This window comes from Pelorhabdus sp. sgz311002, from assembly GCF_056134285.1.
The window spans coordinates 324,255-345,386 of sequence record NZ_JBWBCL010000004.1; the positions used below are offsets into that span (position 1 = coordinate 324,255).

Annotated in this window: 20 protein-coding genes and 1 other annotated feature; of the genes, 12 read left to right on the forward strand and 8 right to left on the reverse strand. The window is 43.7% G+C overall.

Annotated features, from left to right (window positions below; all coding sequences use genetic code 11):
* The first annotated feature begins 14 nt into the window (after positions 1-14).
* The 5 genes from AC0NJP_RS09120 (at position 15) to AC0NJP_RS09140 (ending at position 4,667) form a co-directional block, all read left to right on the forward strand.
* Positions 15-656 (forward strand): bifunctional 2-keto-4-hydroxyglutarate aldolase/2-keto-3-deoxy-6-phosphogluconate aldolase, encoded by a 642-nt coding sequence (locus AC0NJP_RS09120; protein WP_474699627.1) that lies wholly within the window; start codon positions 15-17, stop codon positions 654-656.
* Between the two features lie 175 nt (positions 657-831).
* The gene (locus tag AC0NJP_RS09125; protein ID WP_474699606.1) at positions 832-2,046 is read left to right on the forward strand and encodes a GGDEF domain-containing protein; all 1,215 of its coding nucleotides are present in this window, start codon (positions 832-834) and stop codon (positions 2,044-2,046) included.
* A 167-nt stretch (positions 2,047-2,213) separates the two neighbouring features.
* The gene (locus tag AC0NJP_RS09130) at positions 2,214-2,414 is read left to right on the forward strand and encodes a hypothetical protein (RefSeq protein WP_474039492.1); all 201 of its coding nucleotides are present in this window, start codon (positions 2,214-2,216) and stop codon (positions 2,412-2,414) included.
* 31 nt (positions 2,415-2,445) lie between these two features.
* Positions 2,446-3,555, forward strand: coding sequence for an FIST signal transduction protein (locus tag AC0NJP_RS09135; protein WP_474699607.1), 1,110 nt, complete (start codon positions 2,446-2,448; stop codon positions 3,553-3,555).
* Positions 3,556-3,590: 35 nt separating this feature from the next.
* Positions 3,591-4,667 carry a methyl-accepting chemotaxis protein gene (locus AC0NJP_RS09140; RefSeq protein ID WP_474699608.1) on the forward strand — a complete coding sequence of 359 codons (1,077 nt, stop codon included), beginning with the start codon at positions 3,591-3,593 and terminating at the stop codon, positions 4,665-4,667.
* A gap of 79 nt (positions 4,668-4,746) precedes the next feature.
* On the opposite strand, the gene AC0NJP_RS09145 is transcribed toward AC0NJP_RS09140, so the two are convergent.
* Together AC0NJP_RS09145 and AC0NJP_RS09150 are read right to left on the reverse strand one after the other, a co-directional pair.
* Entirely contained in the window at positions 4,747-6,468 is a 1,722-nt protein-coding gene (locus AC0NJP_RS09145; protein WP_474699609.1) for a methyl-accepting chemotaxis protein, read from the reverse strand.
* A gap of 16 nt (positions 6,469-6,484) precedes the next feature.
* On the reverse strand, positions 6,485-7,597 hold the full coding sequence (locus tag AC0NJP_RS09150; RefSeq protein WP_474699610.1) for an HD domain-containing phosphohydrolase: 1,113 nt from the start codon (positions 7,595-7,597) through the stop codon (positions 6,485-6,487).
* Positions 7,598-7,845: 248 nt separating this feature from the next.
* Between AC0NJP_RS09150 and AC0NJP_RS09155 the strand changes: the two genes are divergently transcribed.
* Entirely contained in the window at positions 7,846-9,486 is a 1,641-nt protein-coding gene (locus AC0NJP_RS09155; protein WP_474039487.1) for a PAS domain S-box protein, read from the forward strand.
* Positions 9,487-9,582: 96 nt separating this feature from the next.
* Here AC0NJP_RS09155 and AC0NJP_RS09160 read toward each other — a convergent pair whose 3' ends face one another.
* The 5 genes from AC0NJP_RS09160 to AC0NJP_RS09180 form a co-directional block, all read right to left on the reverse strand.
* On the reverse strand, positions 9,583-10,233 hold the full coding sequence (locus AC0NJP_RS09160) for an amino acid ABC transporter permease (protein WP_474039486.1): 651 nt from the start codon (positions 10,231-10,233) through the stop codon (positions 9,583-9,585).
* Complete coding sequence (locus AC0NJP_RS09165) at positions 10,230-10,898, reverse strand: amino acid ABC transporter permease (RefSeq protein WP_474039485.1); 669 nt, start codon at positions 10,896-10,898, stop codon at positions 10,230-10,232. The genes AC0NJP_RS09160 and AC0NJP_RS09165 overlap by 4 nt, the downstream gene beginning before the upstream one ends.
* Position 10,899: 1 nt before the next feature.
* Entirely contained in the window at positions 10,900-11,715 is an 816-nt protein-coding gene (locus tag AC0NJP_RS09170) for a transporter substrate-binding domain-containing protein (protein ID WP_474699611.1), read from the reverse strand.
* A gap of 26 nt (positions 11,716-11,741) precedes the next feature.
* A complete protein-coding gene (locus tag AC0NJP_RS09175; protein WP_474039741.1) occupies positions 11,742-12,473 on the reverse strand; it encodes an amino acid ABC transporter ATP-binding protein in 732 nt (243 codons plus the stop codon).
* A gap of 197 nt (positions 12,474-12,670) precedes the next feature.
* Positions 12,671-13,858: an aminotransferase-like domain-containing protein gene (locus AC0NJP_RS09180; protein ID WP_474699612.1), complete on the reverse strand. Its 1,188-nt coding sequence runs from the start codon at positions 13,856-13,858 to the stop codon at positions 12,671-12,673.
* 129 nt (positions 13,859-13,987) lie between these two features.
* Here AC0NJP_RS09180 and pdxR point away from each other — a divergent pair, with 129 nt between their 5' ends.
* The 3 genes from pdxR to AC0NJP_RS09195 all read left to right on the forward strand — a co-directional run bounded on the left by pdxR (position 13,988) and on the right by AC0NJP_RS09195 (position 16,554).
* On the forward strand, positions 13,988-15,499 hold the full coding sequence (pdxR, locus tag AC0NJP_RS09185) for a MocR-like pyridoxine biosynthesis transcription factor PdxR (RefSeq protein WP_474699613.1): 1,512 nt from the start codon (positions 13,988-13,990) through the stop codon (positions 15,497-15,499).
* Between the two features lie 271 nt (positions 15,500-15,770).
* The gene (locus tag AC0NJP_RS09190; RefSeq protein WP_474039481.1) at positions 15,771-16,049 is read left to right on the forward strand and encodes a hypothetical protein; all 279 of its coding nucleotides are present in this window, start codon (positions 15,771-15,773) and stop codon (positions 16,047-16,049) included.
* Position 16,050: 1 nt separating this feature from the next.
* Positions 16,051-16,554, forward strand: a complete 504-nt coding sequence (locus AC0NJP_RS09195; RefSeq protein WP_474039480.1) for a hypothetical protein — start codon at positions 16,051-16,053, stop codon at positions 16,552-16,554.
* Positions 16,555-16,630: 76 nt separating this feature from the next.
* Here the strand turns inward: AC0NJP_RS09195 and AC0NJP_RS09200 are convergent, their stop codons facing one another.
* Positions 16,631-17,023 (reverse strand): bacteriohemerythrin, encoded by a 393-nt coding sequence (locus AC0NJP_RS09200; RefSeq protein ID WP_474699614.1) that lies wholly within the window; start codon positions 17,021-17,023, stop codon positions 16,631-16,633.
* A 188-nt stretch (positions 17,024-17,211) separates the two neighbouring features.
* Positions 17,212-17,417, forward strand: a binding site (T-box leader).
* Positions 17,418-17,511: 94 nt separating this feature from the next.
* Between AC0NJP_RS09200 and serA the strand changes: the two genes are divergently transcribed.
* The 3 genes from serA to AC0NJP_RS09215 all read left to right on the forward strand — a co-directional run bounded on the left by serA (position 17,512) and on the right by AC0NJP_RS09215 (position 21,127).
* Positions 17,512-19,092, forward strand: coding sequence for a phosphoglycerate dehydrogenase (serA, locus tag AC0NJP_RS09205; RefSeq protein WP_474699615.1), 1,581 nt, complete (start codon positions 17,512-17,514; stop codon positions 19,090-19,092).
* Positions 19,093-19,266: 174 nt separating this feature from the next.
* The gene (locus AC0NJP_RS09210) at positions 19,267-20,781 is read left to right on the forward strand and encodes a protein adenylyltransferase SelO (protein ID WP_474699616.1); all 1,515 of its coding nucleotides are present in this window, start codon (positions 19,267-19,269) and stop codon (positions 20,779-20,781) included.
* Between the two features lie 121 nt (positions 20,782-20,902).
* Positions 20,903-21,127 (forward strand): hypothetical protein, encoded by a 225-nt coding sequence (locus tag AC0NJP_RS09215; RefSeq protein WP_474699617.1) that lies wholly within the window; start codon positions 20,903-20,905, stop codon positions 21,125-21,127.
* Positions 21,128-21,132 lie beyond the last annotated feature (5 nt).

Consider the following 21,132-nt stretch of genomic DNA (forward strand, 5'->3'; position numbering starts at 1 on the left):
GAGAATTTATTATGTTGAAAAAACATTTAGTTGTAAAGAAAATTACTGATACAGGTGTGGTTGCTGTTGTGCGGGCAGCGAATGCCGATCAAGCGAAACGGATTACGGAAGCTTGTCTGGCTGGCGGCGTAAATGCCATTGAAATGACCTTTACGGTGCCTGGTGCGCACCGCGTCATGGAAGAATTAGCGGCAACATACAGCGAAGATGAAATTATTCTTGGCGCTGGTACGGTGCTAGATCCGGAAACAGCTCGCATTGCTATTTTGAGCGGAGCGCGTTATGTTGTTACGCCAGGCTTAAATTTAGAAGCCATTAAATTATGCAATCGCTATCAAATCCCCATTATGCCAGGCGCCGTTACGGTTCGTGATGCTGTTGAAGCTATGGAAGCCGGTGCTGACATTATTAAAGTATTTCCTGGCGAATTGTTTGGACCTAAAATTATTAAAGCACTCCGTGGTCCCTTGCCGCATATTAACCTTATGCCAACAGGCGGCGTAGATGCCAATAATGTAGGAGAATGGATCAAAGCAGGTGCTGTTGCCGTAGGCGCTGGCGGTGCCTTGACTGGTCCTGCCGCAACTGGTGACTATGCTGGCATTACTGCTCGGGCGAAAGATCTGATTGAAAAAGTAAAACAGGCTAGAGCATAATAATTCATAAAATTACTTTTAGTGGCGTTACTATGAGGAGCAAAAGCAGGACTTTTGCTCCTTTATTTTTATTTTTGTCGTTTTATAGCCGATTTAAGGCGATAACAGGCAGGAGCCTTTGTTTTCTATAGCGAAGTATACACGTCGTCTTGCCAAGTTGTCAGGGAGGGTAGGTATGGCTAAAAAACGTGCCGCGAAAGTGGATAGAAAACAAGTTTTATTTCGTTTAAGGCAGTTGGCGCTTCATAAGCTGCTGGCAGCTTTAACGAGTCCCTCGCTGCTTATTTTTTTCGGGATTCTTTTTATTTATTATCAGCGAGATTTGCTGAGTGCGGGGATTTGGGAAGCGTGGCCGATTTTATCTTATGGTACTTTGTGTTTTGGCATGACGATTACGGCTGTTTTTAGCCGTAGTCGATCGTTCTTTCTGCTAGTTGTGTTAACAATTGCTGAATGGGCCATGAATATACAGGCGGCTTACCCTTTAGTGAGTTTTCTAGTGCCATTGAATTTTGCCTTTTTTTCAGTAGCTGCCGAACGCGGGGTATTATCAAGTCGCGGTAGAAAATATATTTTGCTATTGCTACTAGAACTCTTTTTCGGTGCGGAAGTCCTTTTATCGAATGATCGGGAATTTGCTGCGGCTATTGGCGGGAAAACAATCGCTGCTTTTGCTGGAACACCACTTTCAGATCTTGCACTTATTACTTTTTTTGTCGCATTTCTCTTGCTTTTTTTTCAGCGGCGTCAAGCGAATCTTTATTTTAATGCCGCCTTTTGTAGCGCGTTGGCTCTGGTGGTTTGCGGACAGCATTTCTTTCAGAACGCGCAAGCTGTGCCGCTTTTTTATACTGGTGCCGCCCTTAGCATTATTGTCGCCGTAATTCAAGATTACTATTATAAAGCCTATATGGATGAATTAACGGGGCTTCCTGCCAGACGTTCGCTTAATGAAACTTTGCAAAAGTTAGAAGGCGTCTATACGATTGCTATGGTAGATGTTGATTTTTTCAAGAAATTTAATGATACTTATGGACACGATGCGGGTGATGATGTGTTGCGACTGATTGCTGGTGTCATGAAAAATTGTTCTAAGGCGCGGTTTTTTCGTTATGGCGGCGAGGAATTTACTGTTCTGTTTCCTGGTAAAACGTTAGAAGAAGCTTTGCCGATACTAGAAGAAGTTCGCGAGTCTATTGCGAAACGGTCATTTGTTGTTTCAACAGGAAAAAACAAGCGGAAAGGAATCGGGAAAAAGCTCAATGTAACTGTAAGCATGGGGGTTGCGCAGGCCAAAAATAATAAAGAGAAAGTGGAGACAGTCCTAAAAGCGGCTGATACAGCTTTATATCGAGCGAAAGAAGCAGGGCGTAACTGTGTGCGACAATAATTTACAGCAGGCTGACGAGTTAGCCTGTTTTTTTATCAGGAAAATTACAAATAAAATGTGATTATTTGTAATAAAACAGCAGGATAAGGTCGTTTTTTGACGAAAATAACAAGAAATAGATTTATATAAAACTAAAGCAGAGCCAAAAAAATAAGGAGGCGTTGATATTGGCAGGTCAGATTAAAAGTATGTGTGATAAGATTATTGCGCAGCGCGCCAGCGGCAATCCTACGATGGAAAAAATCACAAAAACAAAGCTTGTCCTAAAAGGGATCAATCCCGATCAGTATACCGTTAATTCGCCGGATGATCCGGCTGTTCTTGCTAAGCTGACGCAAGTAGCGAAAGAACTTGGCGTTACCCTATAAATTGTTTTCTATATTGAGAGGAGGAAAAAACATGACAGTAATGACCGCAATTTCTGATCAGAAAGTACCGAAAATGGCAGTGCAGGCTATTAAGGGCCAGCTAATAGAGAAGGCTCCTAAAGTGGTGATTTATTTTGCTTCATCGAATTATGATCCGCAAGAAATTTCTGCCGCGATGCAGGATGCTTTTCATGAGGCTACTGTTTTTGGCTGCACGACCTCTGGTGAAATTATTAGCGGTAAGATGACAAAAGGCGCTATTGTAGCAATGGGATTTTCAGCAGACATATTAGAGGATATTCAGGTGGAAATTGTGCCGGAAATCAGTACGGAAGATCATGTAGCCGATGCTTTTGCAGCATTTAGTACACATTATGGTATGCCTGCTATTGAATTCGATCCTGAAAAATATGTAGGGCTTGTAATTTGCGATGGACTTAGCCGTGCGGAAGAGAAAATAATGGACTCCATCGGCAATATTACGAATGTTACTTTTATTGGCGGATCGGCTGGCGACGACTTGAAATTTGCCAGTACCTATGTGTTCGCCAATGGGCGAGCTTATACAGATGCGGCATTGCTTGTACTGATGAAACCAAAAGCTTCTTTTGATTTCATAAAAACACAAAGTTTTTATGAAACTGGTACGAAACTGATTGCGACTAAAGTGGATGAAGAAAAACGAGTCGTTATGGAATTTAATCATAAACCAGCCATTCAAGCGTATGCAGAAGCTGTCGGACAACCGCAGGTGATGGCAGATCAGTCCTTTATGCGTCGTCCCTTAGGTCTTATGGTTGGCGATGAACCTTATGTACGCAGCCCACAACAAGTTAACAATGGCTCTATCGTTTTTTATTGTAATGTAAAAGAAGGCATGGAAATGTCGGTGTTAGAGTCGACTGATATTATTGCCGATACGACACGCGTTATTAAAGAAAAGCAACAAGATCAAGGCGAAATTTTGGCTATACTGAACTTTAATTGCATTTTGCGGACCTTACAACTGGAAAGTGAAGGGCGAATGGATAAATATGGTCAGATTTTTGCAAATATACCAACAATAGGTTTTAGTACTTATGGTGAAGCCTATATCGGTCACATTAATCAAACGGCAACGATGCTGTTGTTTATGAAGTAGCTTGCTAATGAGCTGCCCTTGGGGAGGTGAACGCGATGGATATGATGACGATACTACTTCTAGGCGTTATCTGCCTGATTGTCGTTGCTGGAGTTGTGTTTTGGGGGAAAAATCGCAAAGGTGTTTCTTCGGTTTCATCGGGGGAGATTAGTTGGAATGAACAAAATAACCGCTGTGTTCGAACAACAAAAGGCCATATGGATCAGATGCGTACGACAGCAGAAATCATTCTGGACTCGAGTGAGCAGGTTATGATTAATGCCATAGAGGTGAATGAATCAACGAAACACCTTGCTGGTGAAGCGAAGAAAGGATCACAGCAGCTTCGTGAAGCCGAAAAAATCATGAATGAATTAACTCAGTTAGTTCATGCCGCCGAAACACAGGCGCAAGAAGGCTCAGCCAATGCGGCGGCGACTTTGCAAGTGACGGAATCGGGTCTTACCACAATGAATAAGGCCATAGTGCGGATGCAAAATATACAGGGGAAAACCGCTCATGTCGAATCACTCCTGGACACATTAAATCAATATTCGAAGGAAATTGGTGCGATTAGTGATGCAATCACAGAAATTGCTGGGCAGACGAATTTATTGGCGCTAAATGCTGCCATTGAAGCGGCTCGGGCTGGTGAAGCGGGGCGTGGTTTTGCTGTTGTTGCCGATGAAGTAAGAAAATTGGCGGAGCAGTCCAATGATCGAGCGCAAAAGGTAACAGCGCTAGTGAAGCAAGTACTTGATCAGACTGCTTCTGTCATTGTAGCTTCAAATGAGAGCAGGCAAGAAGCGGAAACAGGTATGAGCGAAGTGACAGCTTCTGGTCAGGAATTTGAAAAAATTCATGATAAGGTGCAACGCGTTGTGGCTAGTTCCGGTGAAATTGTTAAAGTTGCTTCTCGACAATCTGACATTGCCGATCGCCTTACAGTTATTGTTGGCAATGTGACAAAAGTAGTCAGCGAAGCATCAGAGAGTGCGGGACAAGGAATTGCAGCGACCGAACAAACGTCAACTGAAGTGATGAAAATTACGGATAGCATCAGTAATATCATTACAGTTATGCAAGATCTTGACGAATATATTCAAAGTGAAGAGAATGGGACTGTATCGTAGCGATCACTTAGTAGTAAACAAAAAAGTCGCGCCAATATGGCTGCGACTTTTTTTGATCAAATGATTTATGACGAGTATCTTATATTTGAAATTTGCGAATCGCTGCTTGCAATTCTTCCGCCATTTTGGCTAAATGCTGACTCGAAGCGGCAATTTCTTCAATCGAGGCGGATTGTTCTTCTGTAGCGGCAGAGATGAGCTGAGTTTGGTCAGCAGCGTGTTGGCTTTGTTTGTCGATAGATTGTACCGAAGTAACTACGTCGCTACTGCCTTGGTGAAGATGTTCGATTACTGTAGAAATTTCATGAATTTCCTGGGAAATATTGTGAACCATTTGGAGGATTTGTTGGAAATTTTGTCCCGCTGCCGCTACAATTGTAGTTCCGGCTGCTACTTCTTTTTGGCCTTCATTCATAAAAAGAACGGCATTGTTGGTTTTTTCCCGTACATCATGAATTAAACTAGTGATTTGTTTGGCCGCTTCCTGCGATTGCTCCGCCAATTTACGCACTTCTTCCGCTACGACAGCAAAGCCTTTGCCTGCTTCACCAGCTCTAGCGGCCTCGATGGCTGCGTTTAAAGCTAGAAGATTGGTTTGACCGGAAATATTGGCGATGACTTCAACAATTTGGCCAATTTCTTTCGAATGGGATTCGAGTTCGCCGATTACCATGGCCGTATCTTTCGTTTTTTGTTCGATTAGTGACATTTGACTGACTGCTTTCGTAACAGCCTGTTCGCCAGCGTTGGCCGTTTCTTGTGTTTTGACTGCTGTGCCGGAAACCGTCTGCGCATTGGCAGCTACTTGCGTAATTTGTTGGGACATGGCATTGACAGAACTTGTGGCTTTGTGAGTTAAATCAAGCTGTGTGGCAGCTGCGTGGGCTACTTCGGCTACGGTGCCTGCTGCGTCAGTTGCTGTCTGGGCAGATTGTTCCGCATTGGCTGTCAGTTGTTCGGAAGAAGCGGCAAGTTGTTCCGCTGTTTGCGAGAGTTGTTTAATTAAGGCGCGGATATTTTTGCTCAGAACATCAATGGAGTGAGATACTGTACCAAATTCGCTCTGATCGCGCAAGCTGGCCTCAGAGACACTAAGAGCAAAATTCCCTTTAGCTAACTCGCCTAAAAAAACGACAAAATCATTTAAGCGTTTGGCAATGCGTTTCGTAATGATCCAGCCTAGGAGACAGACAATCAGCAGTGACCCGGCAATAATTCCGACAAATAGCATCATTGCAGTGGCAAAATTTGCTTCGGTTTGTTTATTAATAGCATCGGCTGCTTTTTCATTGAATTCGCCAAGCTCAATTAGATTCTTCATAAAGGCCTCGGCGGCGGGACGAACATCGTGATTATAGAGAGCAAGCGCTGCTTCATCTTGGTTTTGGACGGCTAAAGCGATGACCTGTTCTCTGGCGCTGCGGTATTTATCTAGATTCGTGTGGAGTTCTTGCAGTTTTCCTGTTTCAAAGGAGGTGAGTTTTAGCTGTTCGTATTTTTTTAGATTTTCGTTAAACGCTTCTGCCCGCGTTTTAATATCGCCTACTAAGCTTTGAGATTCCACCGGATCTTTTATCAGCATCAGCATAAAAATATCGGCGGAAATCGCTCGTGCATGGGTACGGCTATCGCTGAGCCATTCGTTTGGCAGCATCCGTTCATTATACATGATGGTCATGTCCTGCTTTGCCTTTGCCAAATAGTGAAATCCCGTATAGCCGACGGCAGCTAGGGCAAATACGGCAACAATAATAAGTAAAAACAATTTTTTTGCTACTTTTAAATTATTAAGCCAATTCATAAGGAGCCTCCTAAAATTAGTGGGTCATTTCTGGTTGTTGTGTAGGACTATCGTGAAGTATTTGAGAAATTTCCTCAAAGCGATGGGACCGAGATAAAAAAGCGGCTACAATATCTGGGTCGAAATGCTTGCCGCTTTCGGCAACGATTTCCTGGACCGCTGTTTCATGGGAAACAGGTTCTTTATAAATCCGTTTACTTGTGAGCGCATCATAGACATCTGCTACAGCCATTAATCGAGCTGAAAGGGGAATTTTATCACCAGACAGTCCTTCTGGATAACCGGCGCCATTCCATTTTTCATGATGAAAGTAAGCAATTTCTTTGGCTTTATCAAGTAAAGGATCTGACATGCCTAACACGGTTTCGGCTCGATCAATTGCTTGACGGCCGATTTGCGTATGCGTTTTTATGATCTCAAATTCTTCTGGCGCTAAAGCGCTCGGTTTTAATAGAATACGATCTGGTATGCCGATCTTACCGATATCATGGAGCGGGGCTGATTTGACGAGCAGCCGGATTGTTTCTGGCGTTAAGTTATGGCGAAAGCGTTTATGCGGTCTCAACTCAAGGGCGAGTTCGCGGATATATTCGGAAACTCTTTGGATATGACCCGTTGTTTCATGATCGCGCGTTTCTGCCAGCGAGGCCATGGCAACAATCGTGATTTCTTGTAAGGCGGCCATTTCCTTGATACGCTGCGAAATTTCTGTTTCCAGATAATTGTTTTTATCTTTTAGGAAATCTTGGGTTTGTTTTAACGTAATGTGGGTGCGAATGCGAGTGAGAAATAAGGCCGGATCAAAGGGTTTCGCAATGTAGTCGACAGCGCCTAGGGACAAGCCTTCAGCAATGTTGGTAAAATCGCTCTGATTTGTAAGGAAAATCAGTGGAATTCGTATTAAAGCTGGTAACGCTTTCATACGGCGGCATATATCAAAGCCTGAAAAGGCGGAATTTGTTAAGGAAATTAAAATGAGATCAGGCGGTGACGCTGTTGCAATCGTTAAAGCCGTTTCGGCAGTATCCGTGATTTTTACCTTATAATGATTTTTGAGTAAAAGTTGCGTAAGTTCTAAATTGGCCATAGGGCTATCAAGAATTAAAATGACTGGTTTGCCGTTTTCCATGGCGGCCTCCTTCCTCTTTAGGGCAGAGCGTCTTTGCATCTGCAGGGAATATGGGGCAATATAACGAATTAATTCACAAGCTTAATTCACAAGCTCAATTATAGCAAATCCGTTATCGGGAAACATTAGCTTCACTATATGAAAACATAGCTCGTTTATTATATTGCGATTATAAGAGCTTGCTTATGATGCTAGATTCGACGTGGATACGATAAAGATAAGAAGTCAGGTTTGTGGAGGTCGCTACGATGAAGAAAAGAGTGGGAATGAGTGAATCCTGCCCTAGCAGCCATCTCATTGAAGCGCAGCGATTTGGCCGCAGCGGCAGTTGGGAGTGGAACTTACAGACAAAAGAGCTACTGTGTACCGAAGGGTTGTTAGCGTTGTTTGAAATAAGTGCTGAAGGGTTTTCTCAGAGCGGCGTTGCTGATTTTTTTGCTAAGGTAGTTATTGGCGATAGAGCGAAGGTAAGGAAAACTTTCTGGCGTATTTTACATGATCACGCACCGATCTGCCAAGAATTTCGGATTCGTCGCAGTGATGGAACAATACAAGTTTTATTGTGGCGAGGAACGATTTTAATAGATCAGAAGAATCATCCATTGAAATTTATTGGTACCGTTTTTGACGTTACTAAACTCCAAGAGACCTCAGATATGTACCGGGAAGAAGCAGTGCGGCTACGTGAATTTATGCAGGCTATGCCAGATATGGGCTTTATCATTGACGAAATGGGGAAGATTGTTGAGTTTGTGGGCAATCATGTTTTTTTTGGCAATGATGAAACGCAGCATCTTTCGGGTAAAAATTTATCGGATTTTATGCCTTCTGTGGCAGCGAGAAAAATGCATGAGAATGTTCGCTATGTTCTAGACTATCAGACGCTGCAGTTTGGCGAGTTTGAACTTCATACGCAGCAAGGCAGGCGGATTTTTCGCTTTCGCTTTGCACCCATGACCTATTGTTGCGGTGAGAAGCGCACTGTTGCATGCATGGCCAGTGATATTACCGAACAGAGCCGCACGAAAAAGTTCTTACAACTTTCTTATGAAAAGCGGCGTCAACAGGAACTGCTTAACGGGCTAGTAGAAGGGAAACTGCAGCCCTCGCAAACTCTTTTAGATCAAGCGTGGCAGGTTAAGCTCAATTTAGCGCAGTCTTTTGTCTGTCAAGCTCTGCTGGTGGAACAATGGGAGGATAAGCCGATTACCTATTGGCAGGAACATCGAACTGATTTCCAATATTTATTAGATTCGTTAGTGGAAGTATTAGAACGCGACTTAGACGCCATTGTGTGGGAAGCAAAAGACGGGATCGGCTTGTTACTGCCAGTGAAGGCGAATTGTCAAAATAGTAAGCAGCAAAGTATCGATTTTGCTGAGTCAGTTTATCAGATCGTAAAGTCTCATTTTCCTACAGCCCAGGTCTCCATTGGTTTAGCGGAGTTTTTTGAGGATTCTTTTTCTAGTATAAGTGCCGCTTATAGTCAGGCTTGTGATGCCGCTTACCTGGGCGATTTAGTAGAACCGGAAACGGCGATTCATCACTATTTGAATTTAGGCGTTTTGCAAATTCTACCGTCTTTATCAGAAGAAGAACGGGTTAAAGCATTTATTTGGCGTAATATTGGCAAACTGCTTGAATATGATAAGAAAAAAGGCAGTCAATTTCTTGATACCTTAGAAAAAATACTGCAAAATGAAAACCTCAAAATTGTGGCGGAACAATCTTTTGTGCATCATCAAACGATCATTTTTCGTAAAAAACGGATTGAGGAAATTCTCGGTGTGTCGCTAGAGTCTTTTGAAACGCGGATTACCTTAGCGATGGCGTTGAAATTATTTCAAGTAGCAGTTCGGCGGAATTGCTGGACTCTTGATGAACCTTAATAGATCACTAAAAAGACAGAAAAAAAGGATGTCGTACTTGTGTTTCAGTACGGCATCCTTTTTTAGCAGGATCTAAATATATTGCAGTACTTTGCCTTAGAAGCTACGACAAAGCAGTCTTCTTTGATAGCTTCTGGCAGCGAGTGATAAGGAATAGTTTAAGATAAAGTAGGTGGCGGCAATTAAGCCGAAGATGGCAAAAACCTGGGCAGTAGAACCATATTGCCCCATAATAATCATGCCTTTACCGGTAAGTTCTTCAATACCAACAGCCCATACAAAGGAAGTATCTTTGATGACTGTTGTGCATTGCGATACAAGCGGCGGAATCATATTACGCAAGGCTTGCGGCAAGATGATATAGAGCATGGTTTGCCAATAAGTGAATCCTTGAGATTTGGCTGCCTCCCATTGACCGCGCGGCAAGGAGTTTAAACCGCCACGGACGATTTCAGCAATAATAGCTGATGTAAAGACAGTCATAGCGGCAATGCCCGCATAAATTGGCGGGAGATTTGTCATAAATCGCGCGGCTAAAATAAAGAGCAATAGCGGCGTATTGCGTACTGTTTCGATGTAGAGAGCGGCTAACCTTGTTAAAAGCGGCTGATCGCTAAATCGGGCTACGCCGAGGATAGTGCCGAAAATCATACTAAGGACAATCGAGCCTAGGGCGATATAGAGAGTCGTCAAGAGGCCTTGACCAAGGAATAGAAAAAACTGTGGCTGTAGAAGCTCTTGGATCATAAAGACACCTCCAGTTTTTTCTCCAGACGGCGAGCATAGCGAGCTAGCGGCAGGCAGAGAAGAAGATAGAGGATGGCTGTTATTACATAAGCCGGTCCATAGTATAAATTGTTACTAGCCCAGGAATCAGCTTGATACATGAGATCACCACCGGCTACCATGGCCAGAACGGATGTGTTTTTAATCAGGCTCACAGCTTGGTTGGTTAAGGGCGGCAGGGAAATCCGTTTAGCTTGCGGCAGAATAATATAGCGCATAGCGCTCCAATAAGAAAAGCCTTGTGAAAGCGCTGCTTCCAACTGACCGCGCGGAATAGCTTGAATGCCAGCCCGGACCACTTCGGCCACATAGGCGCCGTGATAGACGCCAACGCCGAAGACGCCTACCGAGAAAATTGGCAGCATAATGCCAAGGTGAGGCAGCGCGTGATAGAGGAAAAAGATTTGAATGACAAGCGGTGTATTTTGAATGGCTTCCACGTAGATTCGATTGATGACACGGACTGATTTGCCTTGCGCTGCGCCCAAGACGCCGAAGAAAATGCCAAGCGCTAGTGACAGAAGCAGAGCCAGCAGCGACAAAGCGATAGTCATAGCGAATCCTTCGGCGAAGATGGGCCAGTCGCGTAAGACGGCAGCCCATTTAAAGGCGGCAAAGGGACCCATTTTATTTAATGCCCCATTTTTGAATCAGTTTATCAAGCTCGCCGGATTTTTTCATATCCGCAATGGTATCATTGACAAGCTTGGCTAGAGCGTCATTGCCTTTCTTCGAAGCAACGCCGTATTCCTGAGGACTGAAACGATCAGGCAGAATCAACGTGGAATCATCAAGATAGCCAAAAAGAATGGAGCCGTCGACCGAGAAGGCGTCAACGCGGCCAGCATCAAGAGCCGATTTAATTTCAGGATAGGTACCAAATTCCAAGAAGGAGACTTTCGCACCTTGTTTTTCGGCTGCTTCTTGTACAGCTTGTTTGGAAGTCGCACTTTGAGCTACACCGATTTTTTTACCATTTAGATCTTTTAGCGTTTGAATACCAGAAGCTTTTTTCACCATAATGCCGACGCCGTCAGTGAAGTAGGGATCCGAGAAATTATAGCTCTTTTTGCGTTCTTCCGTAATCGTAAAGGTACAGATATCAAGATCTACTTCGCCGTTATCGAGGAGCGGGCCCCGTGTTTTTGCCGTTACGCCTTGGAATTCTACCTTGGATTCATCACCGAGAACTTTTTTGGCGATCGCTTTGGCTAGGTCAATTTCCATGCCTTCAATTTGATTCGTTTGCGGATTTTTAAAGCCGAATTTTGGTACGTCTACCTTGACGCCGACTTTTAATACGCCGCGATCTTTAATCGCCTTGATATCAGCAGGCGTTCCAGAAGAATCAGATTTTGCACTTGGCGTACTACCGCCGCAGCCGCCTAAAAATATTGCTCCCATAACCATAATAGATGCTAGTAGCGTCCAGCCTTTTTTCATTATGCTTTCCTCCTGTAAAATAGATTTTAATGTGAACGTAAGATTCGGCTCAAAAATAGTTGAGTTCGTTCGTGCTGTGGCTCTGTAAAGAAATGCTCAGGATTGCCTTCTTCTAAGATTTGCCCGCCATCCATAAAAATAACGCGGTCGGCTACTTGACGAGCAAAACCCATTTCGTGGGTTACTACAACCATCGTAATGCCTTCTTTGGCTAAATCAATCATTACATCAAGTACTTCCTGAATCATTTCAGGATCAAGAGCGGACGTGGGTTCGTCAAACAACATAATCTGGGGCCGCATGTTGAGGGCGCGGGCGATTGCTACACGCTGCTGCTGACCGCCGGAAAGCTGTGATGGATAAGCAGAAGCCTTTTCTTTCAAGCCAACGCGATCGAGAAAATCGAGACCTGTTTCTGTTGCCTCTTCTTTACTGATTCCTTTGATCAAAGTTGGCGCTAGCGTCAGATTTTCTAAAACGGTTTTATGCGGATACAAATTGAATTGTTGAAATACCATGGCTACAGATTCTCGTACCTTGCGCACTGGCGCTTTCGGATCGGTGATTGTTACGCCGTCGATGGTAATGGAGCCGGAAGTAGGTGTTTCCAAGAGGTTCATCGAGCGAATTAAAGTGCTTTTACCTGAGCCGCTTGGGCCGATTACGACTAGCTTCTCGCCATTTTTTACTTCTAAGTGAATGTTTTTTAATACATGGTTTGTGCCAAAATACTTTTCTACCCCATCTAATAGAATCATCATATCACCTCCCTGTAGCAACATAAAAAGACAAAACGACTCTTCTGCAAGCAGAAGAGTCGTCATTGACTCCAAGAAAAGAAGACTCACTTACGGTTCTGTAAGTGAGTCTTCTTTGACTCGAAAATGTAATTTTGTATACCTATTATAGACGAAACGGCTGAAAATTTCAATAGACTAGATGTAAGACTTTTATATCACTTATTATGCTTTTTTATGATAGATGCAAGACGTTCGATACCTTCCTTGATTTTTTCTGGCGGCATACCAGAATAATTCAGGCGGAAGTGATTGCGTTCATTTTGATCAGGGAAGAAGATGTGACCAGGGACAAAAGCTACTTTATTTTCTAGACAATCTTTTAGTAAGTCCGTTGAGTCCATCTGTTTGGGGAGCGTAACCCAAGTGAAGAGTCCTCCTTCGGGACGTGTAAAGGTCACATTTTCCGGGAACGTTTCCGCCATCGTTTTTAACATGATATCGCGACGACTGCCATAGAGGGCAATGATTTTTTCAATATGTTTTTCAATATCATAAAGCTCCAGATACTTAGCAACTTGCAACTGACAGAATGACGAGGAGTGAAGATCAGCTGCTTGTTTCACTGTGGCAAACTTAGCAATAATGGCCGGATCGGCGGCAACCCAGGCAATTCGCATGCCAGGACAGAAGATTTTGGAGAAAGTGCCGACAAAAATAACGAGACCGGCTTTGTCGAGCGATTTTAAGGATGGCGGCAGAGTTCCTTCAAAACGAAGTTCGCCGTAGGGGTTGTCTTCGACAATCGGAGTATTGTATTTTGCGGATAAATCGACTAGGGCGTGGCGGCGTTCTACAGACCAAGTGCGCCCTGTTGGATTTTGAAAATCAGGGATAACATAGATGAATTTTACATTTTTAGTAGCTGTTAAAATTTTTTCTAATTCCTCAGGAATCATGCCTTGTTCATCAGTGGGAACACCGATAATCTTGGGCGCATAAGGCGAAAATGCGCTAAGAGCGGCCATGTAGGTCGGGCTTTCGCACAAAATCACATCGCCAGGGTTAATGAAAATACGAGCGGCAAAATCAAGAGCTTGCTGCGAGCCGCTCGTAATTAGGAGATTGTCAGCAGTGAGTTCTGTGCAAAACTTTTCATTAAGCCGTGCGGCGATTTGTTCGCGCAATTTAGGAAAGCCTTGGGTGGACGAGTACTGAAGGGCTTGGACGCTCGATTCTTTCAGCATTACTTCCGTAGCATGGGCTACTTCTTCTACGGGAAATACTTCGGCGGCAGGGAGTCCGCCAGCAAAGGAAATAATGTCAGGACGTTGCGTGAGTTTTAAAATGTCATCAATTTCTTCCGTGTTCATGGAATTGACAGCATGTGAGAAAACAATTGACATAGTATACCTCCTAGAGTGACTGCAATTTACAGTGTTGTGATTTAATAATAGTAGGAAGGAATAATAATGTAAATATCCAATTGTAATATTGTAAGATACCAATTTCATCAAAAAGGCGGTTTTGGATTTATGGATATAACCAATTTACTAAGCAACTGGACGGTACAAGTCGATGGAGCTGTACCAATGTATATTCAATTAGCCAATGTTTTTACGGCTAAGATCCAAAATATGACTTTGCAGCCAGGCGATAAATTGCCGCCTGAGCGAGAACTGGCAAAGGCGCTCAACGTAAGCCGAACTACGGCAATTAATGCCTATAAATTGCTAGAAGAGCGAGGATTGGTCCTTACGAAAATCGGCAGTGGAACCTATGTGGCGGCTGTTACGAAGCAGATGGCAGAAACGACTCCTGTTCCCTGGGAGCAGCTATTTACGCCGCAGTATCGTACACCGACATCCTCCATTATTCGTAACCTTGTGGCAATGCCTGCTGGGGGGAATCATATTTCTTTTGCCACAGGAATGCCTGATCCGGCCTTTTATCCTTTGCATATTTTACGGGAAGGACTGGTAAGTTCTGTAGACTCTGTTGATAGAAGCGATTTTGGCTACATGCCGACAGAAGGCTATCCTTCTTTGCGCCAAGCTCTCGCGCTTTGGCAAAAATCCTACGGGATTGAGTCAGAGGATGAAGAAATTCTTATTATATCAGGATCACAGCAAGGGCTGTATCTCATTGTTAAAGCGCTTATTGAACCGCGCGATTTTGTCGTAGTGGAATCGCCTACCTATCTTGGCGCCATTCAAATTCTTGAGTCGGCAGGGGCCCGTATTTTATGTCTGCCGCCAGGGGATTCATTGCGGCTTGATGTGCTAGAAGATTATCTTATTCGCTATCGGCCTAAATTTTTCTATACGATTCCTACTTTTCAAAATCCGACAGGACGTGTTATGTCATTACAAGAACGGCGGGCGCTGCTGGCTTTGGCAGAAAAGCATCACTTAGTTCTGGTTGAAGATGATCCTTACGGCCATCTGTATTACGAGCAAAAGCCGCCATTATCTTTAAAAGCGTTAGATACTTATGGTGGCGTCATTTATTTAAGCACTTTTTCTAAATCGCTATTTCCTGGTCTGCGCATAGGTTGGCTAACAGCGCCTGCTGCGGTGGTAAATCGGCTGGCCCAGGAAAAACAGTATGTAGATTTACAAAGCAATAATTTATCGCAGAAAGTTTTAACAAGCTATCTTGCTACAGGCGACTTTGAAGCGCACCTGCAAAAAATGCGCGCTATTTATAAGCTGCGTCGTGATGCAATGGCTCAGGCTTTGCAGCGTTATTGCGCGGGATTTCTTGATTTTCCTATACCGGAAGGGGGATTTTACTTGTGGTGCACTTTAGCGCCGCGCATTTCCGGCAGAGAATTTTGGCAAAGGGCTGCAAGAGCTGGCGTTTCGTTTGTTCCTGGTGAAGCCTTTTATGCTGGCATTGGCGAAAGCCAGCAATTTCGCCTTTGTTTTGTCTCACATGAAGAGGAAATCTTACGAGAAGGGGTAAGGCGGCTCGGGCGAATTCTTGCATCAGGTGATGTTTGGACAGAACCAGCTACAAGCAGCGGCAGTCGTCCATTGATTTGAAAACGGTTTTCATAAGTGGAGAGAAATATGTTATGGAAATAAAAAAGTATTGACTTTTAGGCTTGCCTCTCTTATAATCAATATCAACAAGATATTGTTGTGCAGAGGGAGTAACCTTTACAGCATAGTCGTCAATACGGTGCAATCGCACTCGGCTATGTTGGCATGAATTTTTCGTGTCGGTAAGACTTTGCTTATGTGATTTAGTCATATAAGTGAGGTCTTTTTATTTATATATAGCTAAAATTAGCAAATAACAGGAGGATGACTTATGTCAGAACGACTTACCTTGCATGATGTCTTACGCGAATATGGCACACCGCTGGTCACGTTAGGGGTTCATGCATCAGAAGAAGAATGTCTAAAACTTCGAGAACGACTGCTCGCAATTCGTGATGTTAGCAATGCAAAAGAGCAGGGCTACTTAGAAGTAGCGTGCACTTTTTATATTGATGTGCATGATATTGATCGCTATTTATCGGGAGAATTACCTACACTTGGTGAAATTTACACTTTTCCCGAAGACGTAAAGTCTCATAAGGAGGAATAACATGAAAAAGTTACTACTAATCACATTTATGTTTATGTTTGCATTTCAGTCTATGAGTTTTGCTGCTGTCGGCGGTTCCAAAGGCGGTAGTTCTGCGCCGAAGTCTTCGCCGAGTATGTCTCAGCCAGCACCTAGCTCATCAGGTTCCCTTGCACCGAAAAGTTCAGAAAGTACAAGTTCTGGATACAAGCCATCGGCGCCAGCTAGCAGTTACAGTGACAAAGCACCGGCTGCAGCGGCAAAACCGCAGCAACAAGCGGCTCAACAGCAATCTACAGGCAGCAGTTTCTTGCGTAATGTAGGTCTCTTTGGCGGCGGTATGCTCCTTGGCAGTATGCTTGGTAATATGTTTGGTTTTGGTTCAGCAGGCATGATGTCTGATATTATTGGCATGCTCTTTAATGCGGTGTTTATTGGTTTGGTTTTCATGGCTATTCGTTACGCCTGGAACCGCTATCAAGAAAGCAAGGCAGAAAAAGAACGGAATAACAGACGCTGGCATTAAGCTAGACGTTTGATCATATAGAAAGGCAGGCCGTCGAAGCGCTTCGACGGCCTGCCTAGTTTCTGAGAAAAATAAATCAATCGGCTGTAATGAGTTTGTCTTCTTTAATGATGTGCTGAGCCAGCCAGTCACAGACGAAATCTAGCATTTCTAACAAGTACTCATTCTGGCCATTGTCGATTCGATCAAGGTCGATCGTATCAATTTTGTCTAAAAAATCCTTATGAGTTGCCATTTGGGAAAGGAGTTTTCGATAGCCAATCTTTTTCATGTATTCTTCTTCGGCATGAAAATGGTAAATGGTGTACTCTTTGAGCTCTTCTAAAATCGCAATAATGTCGTTGTACTTATCGAGAATCAAATCATTGCGTAAAAGCTCGTACATGCGGTTGGCGATGTCAAAAAGATGTTTGTGCTGTTCGTCAATTTCAGGTACACCGATGGCGTATTCGTCAGACCATTGAATCATAAAAAAAACTCCTTTATTAGTAATAATTAAAATAGTGTCTTTGTTAATTCGCACTAAAAAATAAAAATCCTGCTAAAGAAATATTAAAATTTTGTTATGATGCTAGATTTTACATACAAATAGAGCATTGACAAAGACAAAAAAGCGTAGTATATTACAGACTATACAATTCATAAAATTTGATTTTGAGAAATGTAATGAAGAAGAAAAGTAAGCAGGCAAAAGCTGCAGAGAGCCAATGGTTGGTGGAAATTGGCGCTGATACCTGTTGAATCCGCTTCGGAACTGCTAGGGACAGAACCTAGTCCGGCATGACGCCGTTATCATCAGCAAAGGTCATAGTAATATGACAAATAAAGGTGGCACCACGTGAGAAACCGCTCTCGTCCTTGACAAACGTCAGGATTGAGAGCTTTTTTTGTTATCCAAAAAGCTGTGCAGCAGTCTTACTTGGCCAGTAAGAGAGTAGAAAAAGCGGAGGGGTAATCATGAAAATTTTAATTTCGGAAAAAATTGCCGATAAAGGCGTGGAAAAACTGGTACAAGAAGGAGCTACGGTTCACGTTCTGCCTAATTTAAGTCGTCAAGAGCTTTTAGCGAAGATTGGTGAATATGACGGATTGATTATTCGCAGTATTACCCAAGTAAATGATGAACTGTTGGAACATGCGCCCAACTTGAAAGTGGTAGGACGGGCTGGCAACGGTGTTGATAATATTGATGTAGAAGCGGCAACGCGTCGCGGCATTATCGTTGTAAATACGCCGGAATCGAATATCGTATCGGCGGCAGAACTAACTATCGGTCTTTTACTGGCCTCTTGCCGTAATATTCCTAGAGCGAATGATCGTGTGCGCGGTGGTAGCTATGATCGCGCCGGTCTTAAAGGGATCGAGCTTCTTGGTAAAACCTTGGCAATTGTCGGGTTTGGCAAAATTGGTTCCTTGGTCGCTACACGTCTTAAGGCTTTTGGTATGCACGTTATTGCCTATGATCCCTATATTAGCGACGCCCGCTTTAAAAAATTCGGCGTAGAGAAAAAGGAAACCCTGGAAGAATTGATGCGAGAAGCTGATATTTTAACAGTGCATACGCCGAAAACGGAAGAAACTCTCGGGATGATCGGCCACGAACAATTTAAAGCAGCGAAACGCGGACTCCGTGTTGTAAACTGCGCGCGCGGCGGCATTATTGATGAAGCTGCTCTCTTAGAAGCGATGAAAGAAAAGATTGTGGCGAGCGCTGCCATCGATGTTTTGATGAGCGAACCTCATCCTAATACGCCGCTCTTTGATTTTGATAATGTGGTATTCACACCGCATTCTGGTGCTGATACGAAAGAAGCGCAAGATAATGTGGGCGTGACGATTGCCACAGAAGTCATCAGCGCGTTGCGTGGCGAAATTGTACCAAACGCTGTCAATCTTCCGACGATGCCTACTCAAGAATTTGAATCCTATATGGCTTATTTAAAACTAGGCGAAACGATGGGCAAACTCTATTATCAATGGGAGAAAGAGGCTGTTGAAAAAGTAGAAATTACTTATAGCGGCGAAATCGGCTCGGTCGATACGTCAGCCATTTCCCTAGCCGTACTCAAAGGAATTTTAGAGCCTGTCTTAAAAGAAAAAGTCAACTATGTAAATGCTTCACTGCTAGCAGAAAGTCGCGGCATCAGCGTGATCGAAAGCAGAAAATCTTCGTCTGAAAATTACTTGAATCTCCTACAGATTAAAGTAGTTTCCGCCAAGAAAACCTTTACGATTAGCGGCAGTGTTTTTGGCAAAGGCGAAATGCGTATTGTCCAGATTAATGGTTATACCTTCGATCTGATTCCGAAACCTTGCATGTTGATTGCTGAAAATATTGACCGTCCTGGTGTTGTAGGAAACTTCGGTACTTTGCTTGGGAAAAATAATGTTAATATTGCTACCATGCAGTTAGGACTAAGCGAAGAAGAAGCGCATGCCATGATGATCATGACAGTGGATTCACCGGTAGCGACAGAAACAGTAGAACTTTTAGGTCAAGTAGACGGTATTTTGAAAGTACGGTTTGCGAAAATATAATTGATCTGATAAATCATAGAAATATAGGTTAGAAAAACCTTCTTGCTACGGCGAGAAGGTTTTTTTATAATGGTGAATATAAACCGTTTTAACGTGAAAAATAGAAAAGCTTCCTTAATAATTAGATAAAAAAAGAATAGGCATTTTATCATGGATAAAAGGATGTGAAAATCTATGTCAAAAGACGCTAAAGCGTATGATTCTGTTTGGAACCTTGCAGCAACTTATCGGCAACTGCCTGCGTTATTTTACCGAGAACTTTCACCGCAGCCAGTGAGAGGGCCGAAACTAGCTGTCTTCAATGAAAAGTTAGCTTTGCTGTTAGGTTTGGATAAAGATGCATTGCAAAGCCGTGGCGGTGTAGCCATTCTTGCGGGGAATGAAATTCCTCCTGGCGCCAAGCCTTTGGCACAGGCTTATGCTGGTCATCAGTTTGGCCATTTTACGATGCTTGGCGATGGGCGCGCGGTGCTGCTAGGTGAGCAAGTTACGCCGTCAGGTGAGGTTTTTGATGTGCAGCTAAAAGGCTCGGGGCTAACTCCCTTTTCACGCGGCGGTGATGGTCGGGCCGTGCTTGGCCCGATGTTGCGCGAATATATCATTAGCGAAGCGATGCAGGGTCTAAAAATTCCTACGACGCGAAGCTTAGCTGTTGTGACTACCGGGGAACCTATCATGAGAGAAACGGCTTTGCCTGGCGCTGTTTTAACACGGATTGCTGCCAGCCATATTCGCGTCGGGACTTTTGAATATGCGGCAAACTGGGGAACAAAAGAGGATATAAAAGCTCTAGCTGATTATACCCTTAAGCGTCATTTTCGTGAAGCCCTTGAATCAGAGGCGGGGCAAAAAGAGCCTTATCTTACTTTATTGTGCGAAATGGGAAAACGGCAGGCGTGGCTCATTGCGAGGTGGCAGCTTGTCGGCTTTATTCACGGCGTTATGAATACAGACAATATGGCTATAAGCGGCGAAACCATTGATTACGGCCCTTGCGCCTTTATGGATCGCTATGACGAAGCAACTGTATTTAGTTCAATTGACCGAAATGGACGGTACGCTTATGGCAATCAACCGAAAATTGGCGCTTGGAATCTTGCTCGTTTTGCTGAGTCGTTGTTGCCGCTGCTCCATGATGATGAAGCGCAGGCCGTAGAGGCAGCACATACCATATTAGCTGACTTCGCTGTTTGGATTGAGACAGCCTGGTTCCAAGGCATGCGAGAAAAGCTTGGCTTATTTTCGGTACAGGATGGCGAAGGGGAAGAAGCCAACGATCTGATGCTGATTCAAGACCTGCTTGGTCTTATGAAATATCGTCAGGCTGATTATACCAATACTTTCCGTGGACTTACTCTCGGAAATCTCTCCGATCCATCGATCACTGCTTTAGCGAATGACAAAGACTTTGCCGACTGGCATAGTCGCTGGCAGACTCGTTTATCGAAGCAGGGAGCGGGAGAGGAGGCAGTTCAGGCTTTGATGAAACAAGCTAATCCTGCTGTCATCCCCCGCAATCATCGTGTCGAGGCAGCACTGGCTGCTGCTGTGGAAGATAGCGACTATTCAGTGATGGACAAGCTCCTCACGGTGCTGCAAGATCCCCATGCCTATACGAAAGAACAGGAAGAGTATGCAAGTCTTCCTGAATCGTCGAGTGCTGTCTATAAAACGTACTGCGGCACGTAAGAACGTACTGAGCTTTATACAAGAAGTTTAATAAAAAAGGTCCTAATGATTTAATACTTTATAAATTATTGGGGCCTTTTACGTTCATCAAACCTATTTTTATAATTTGGGAGGTGGTTTTATGGATCGTGAAATCAAGCCAGTGCAACCGATACGAAAGATAAGATCGGTTCGCGGTATTAGACCAGTAAAATTGCATCGCAGACAGAAATATAGATCGAAACTGAAAGATGATTTATTTCAACAGAGTATGGTTTTTGAAGAAGTGGAAGAGGAAACGAGTGGAGCCAATCGCGCGCACTATTCGCCGGAAGGCATTGGCGAACACGTAGATTTTAAGACATAAAAGGT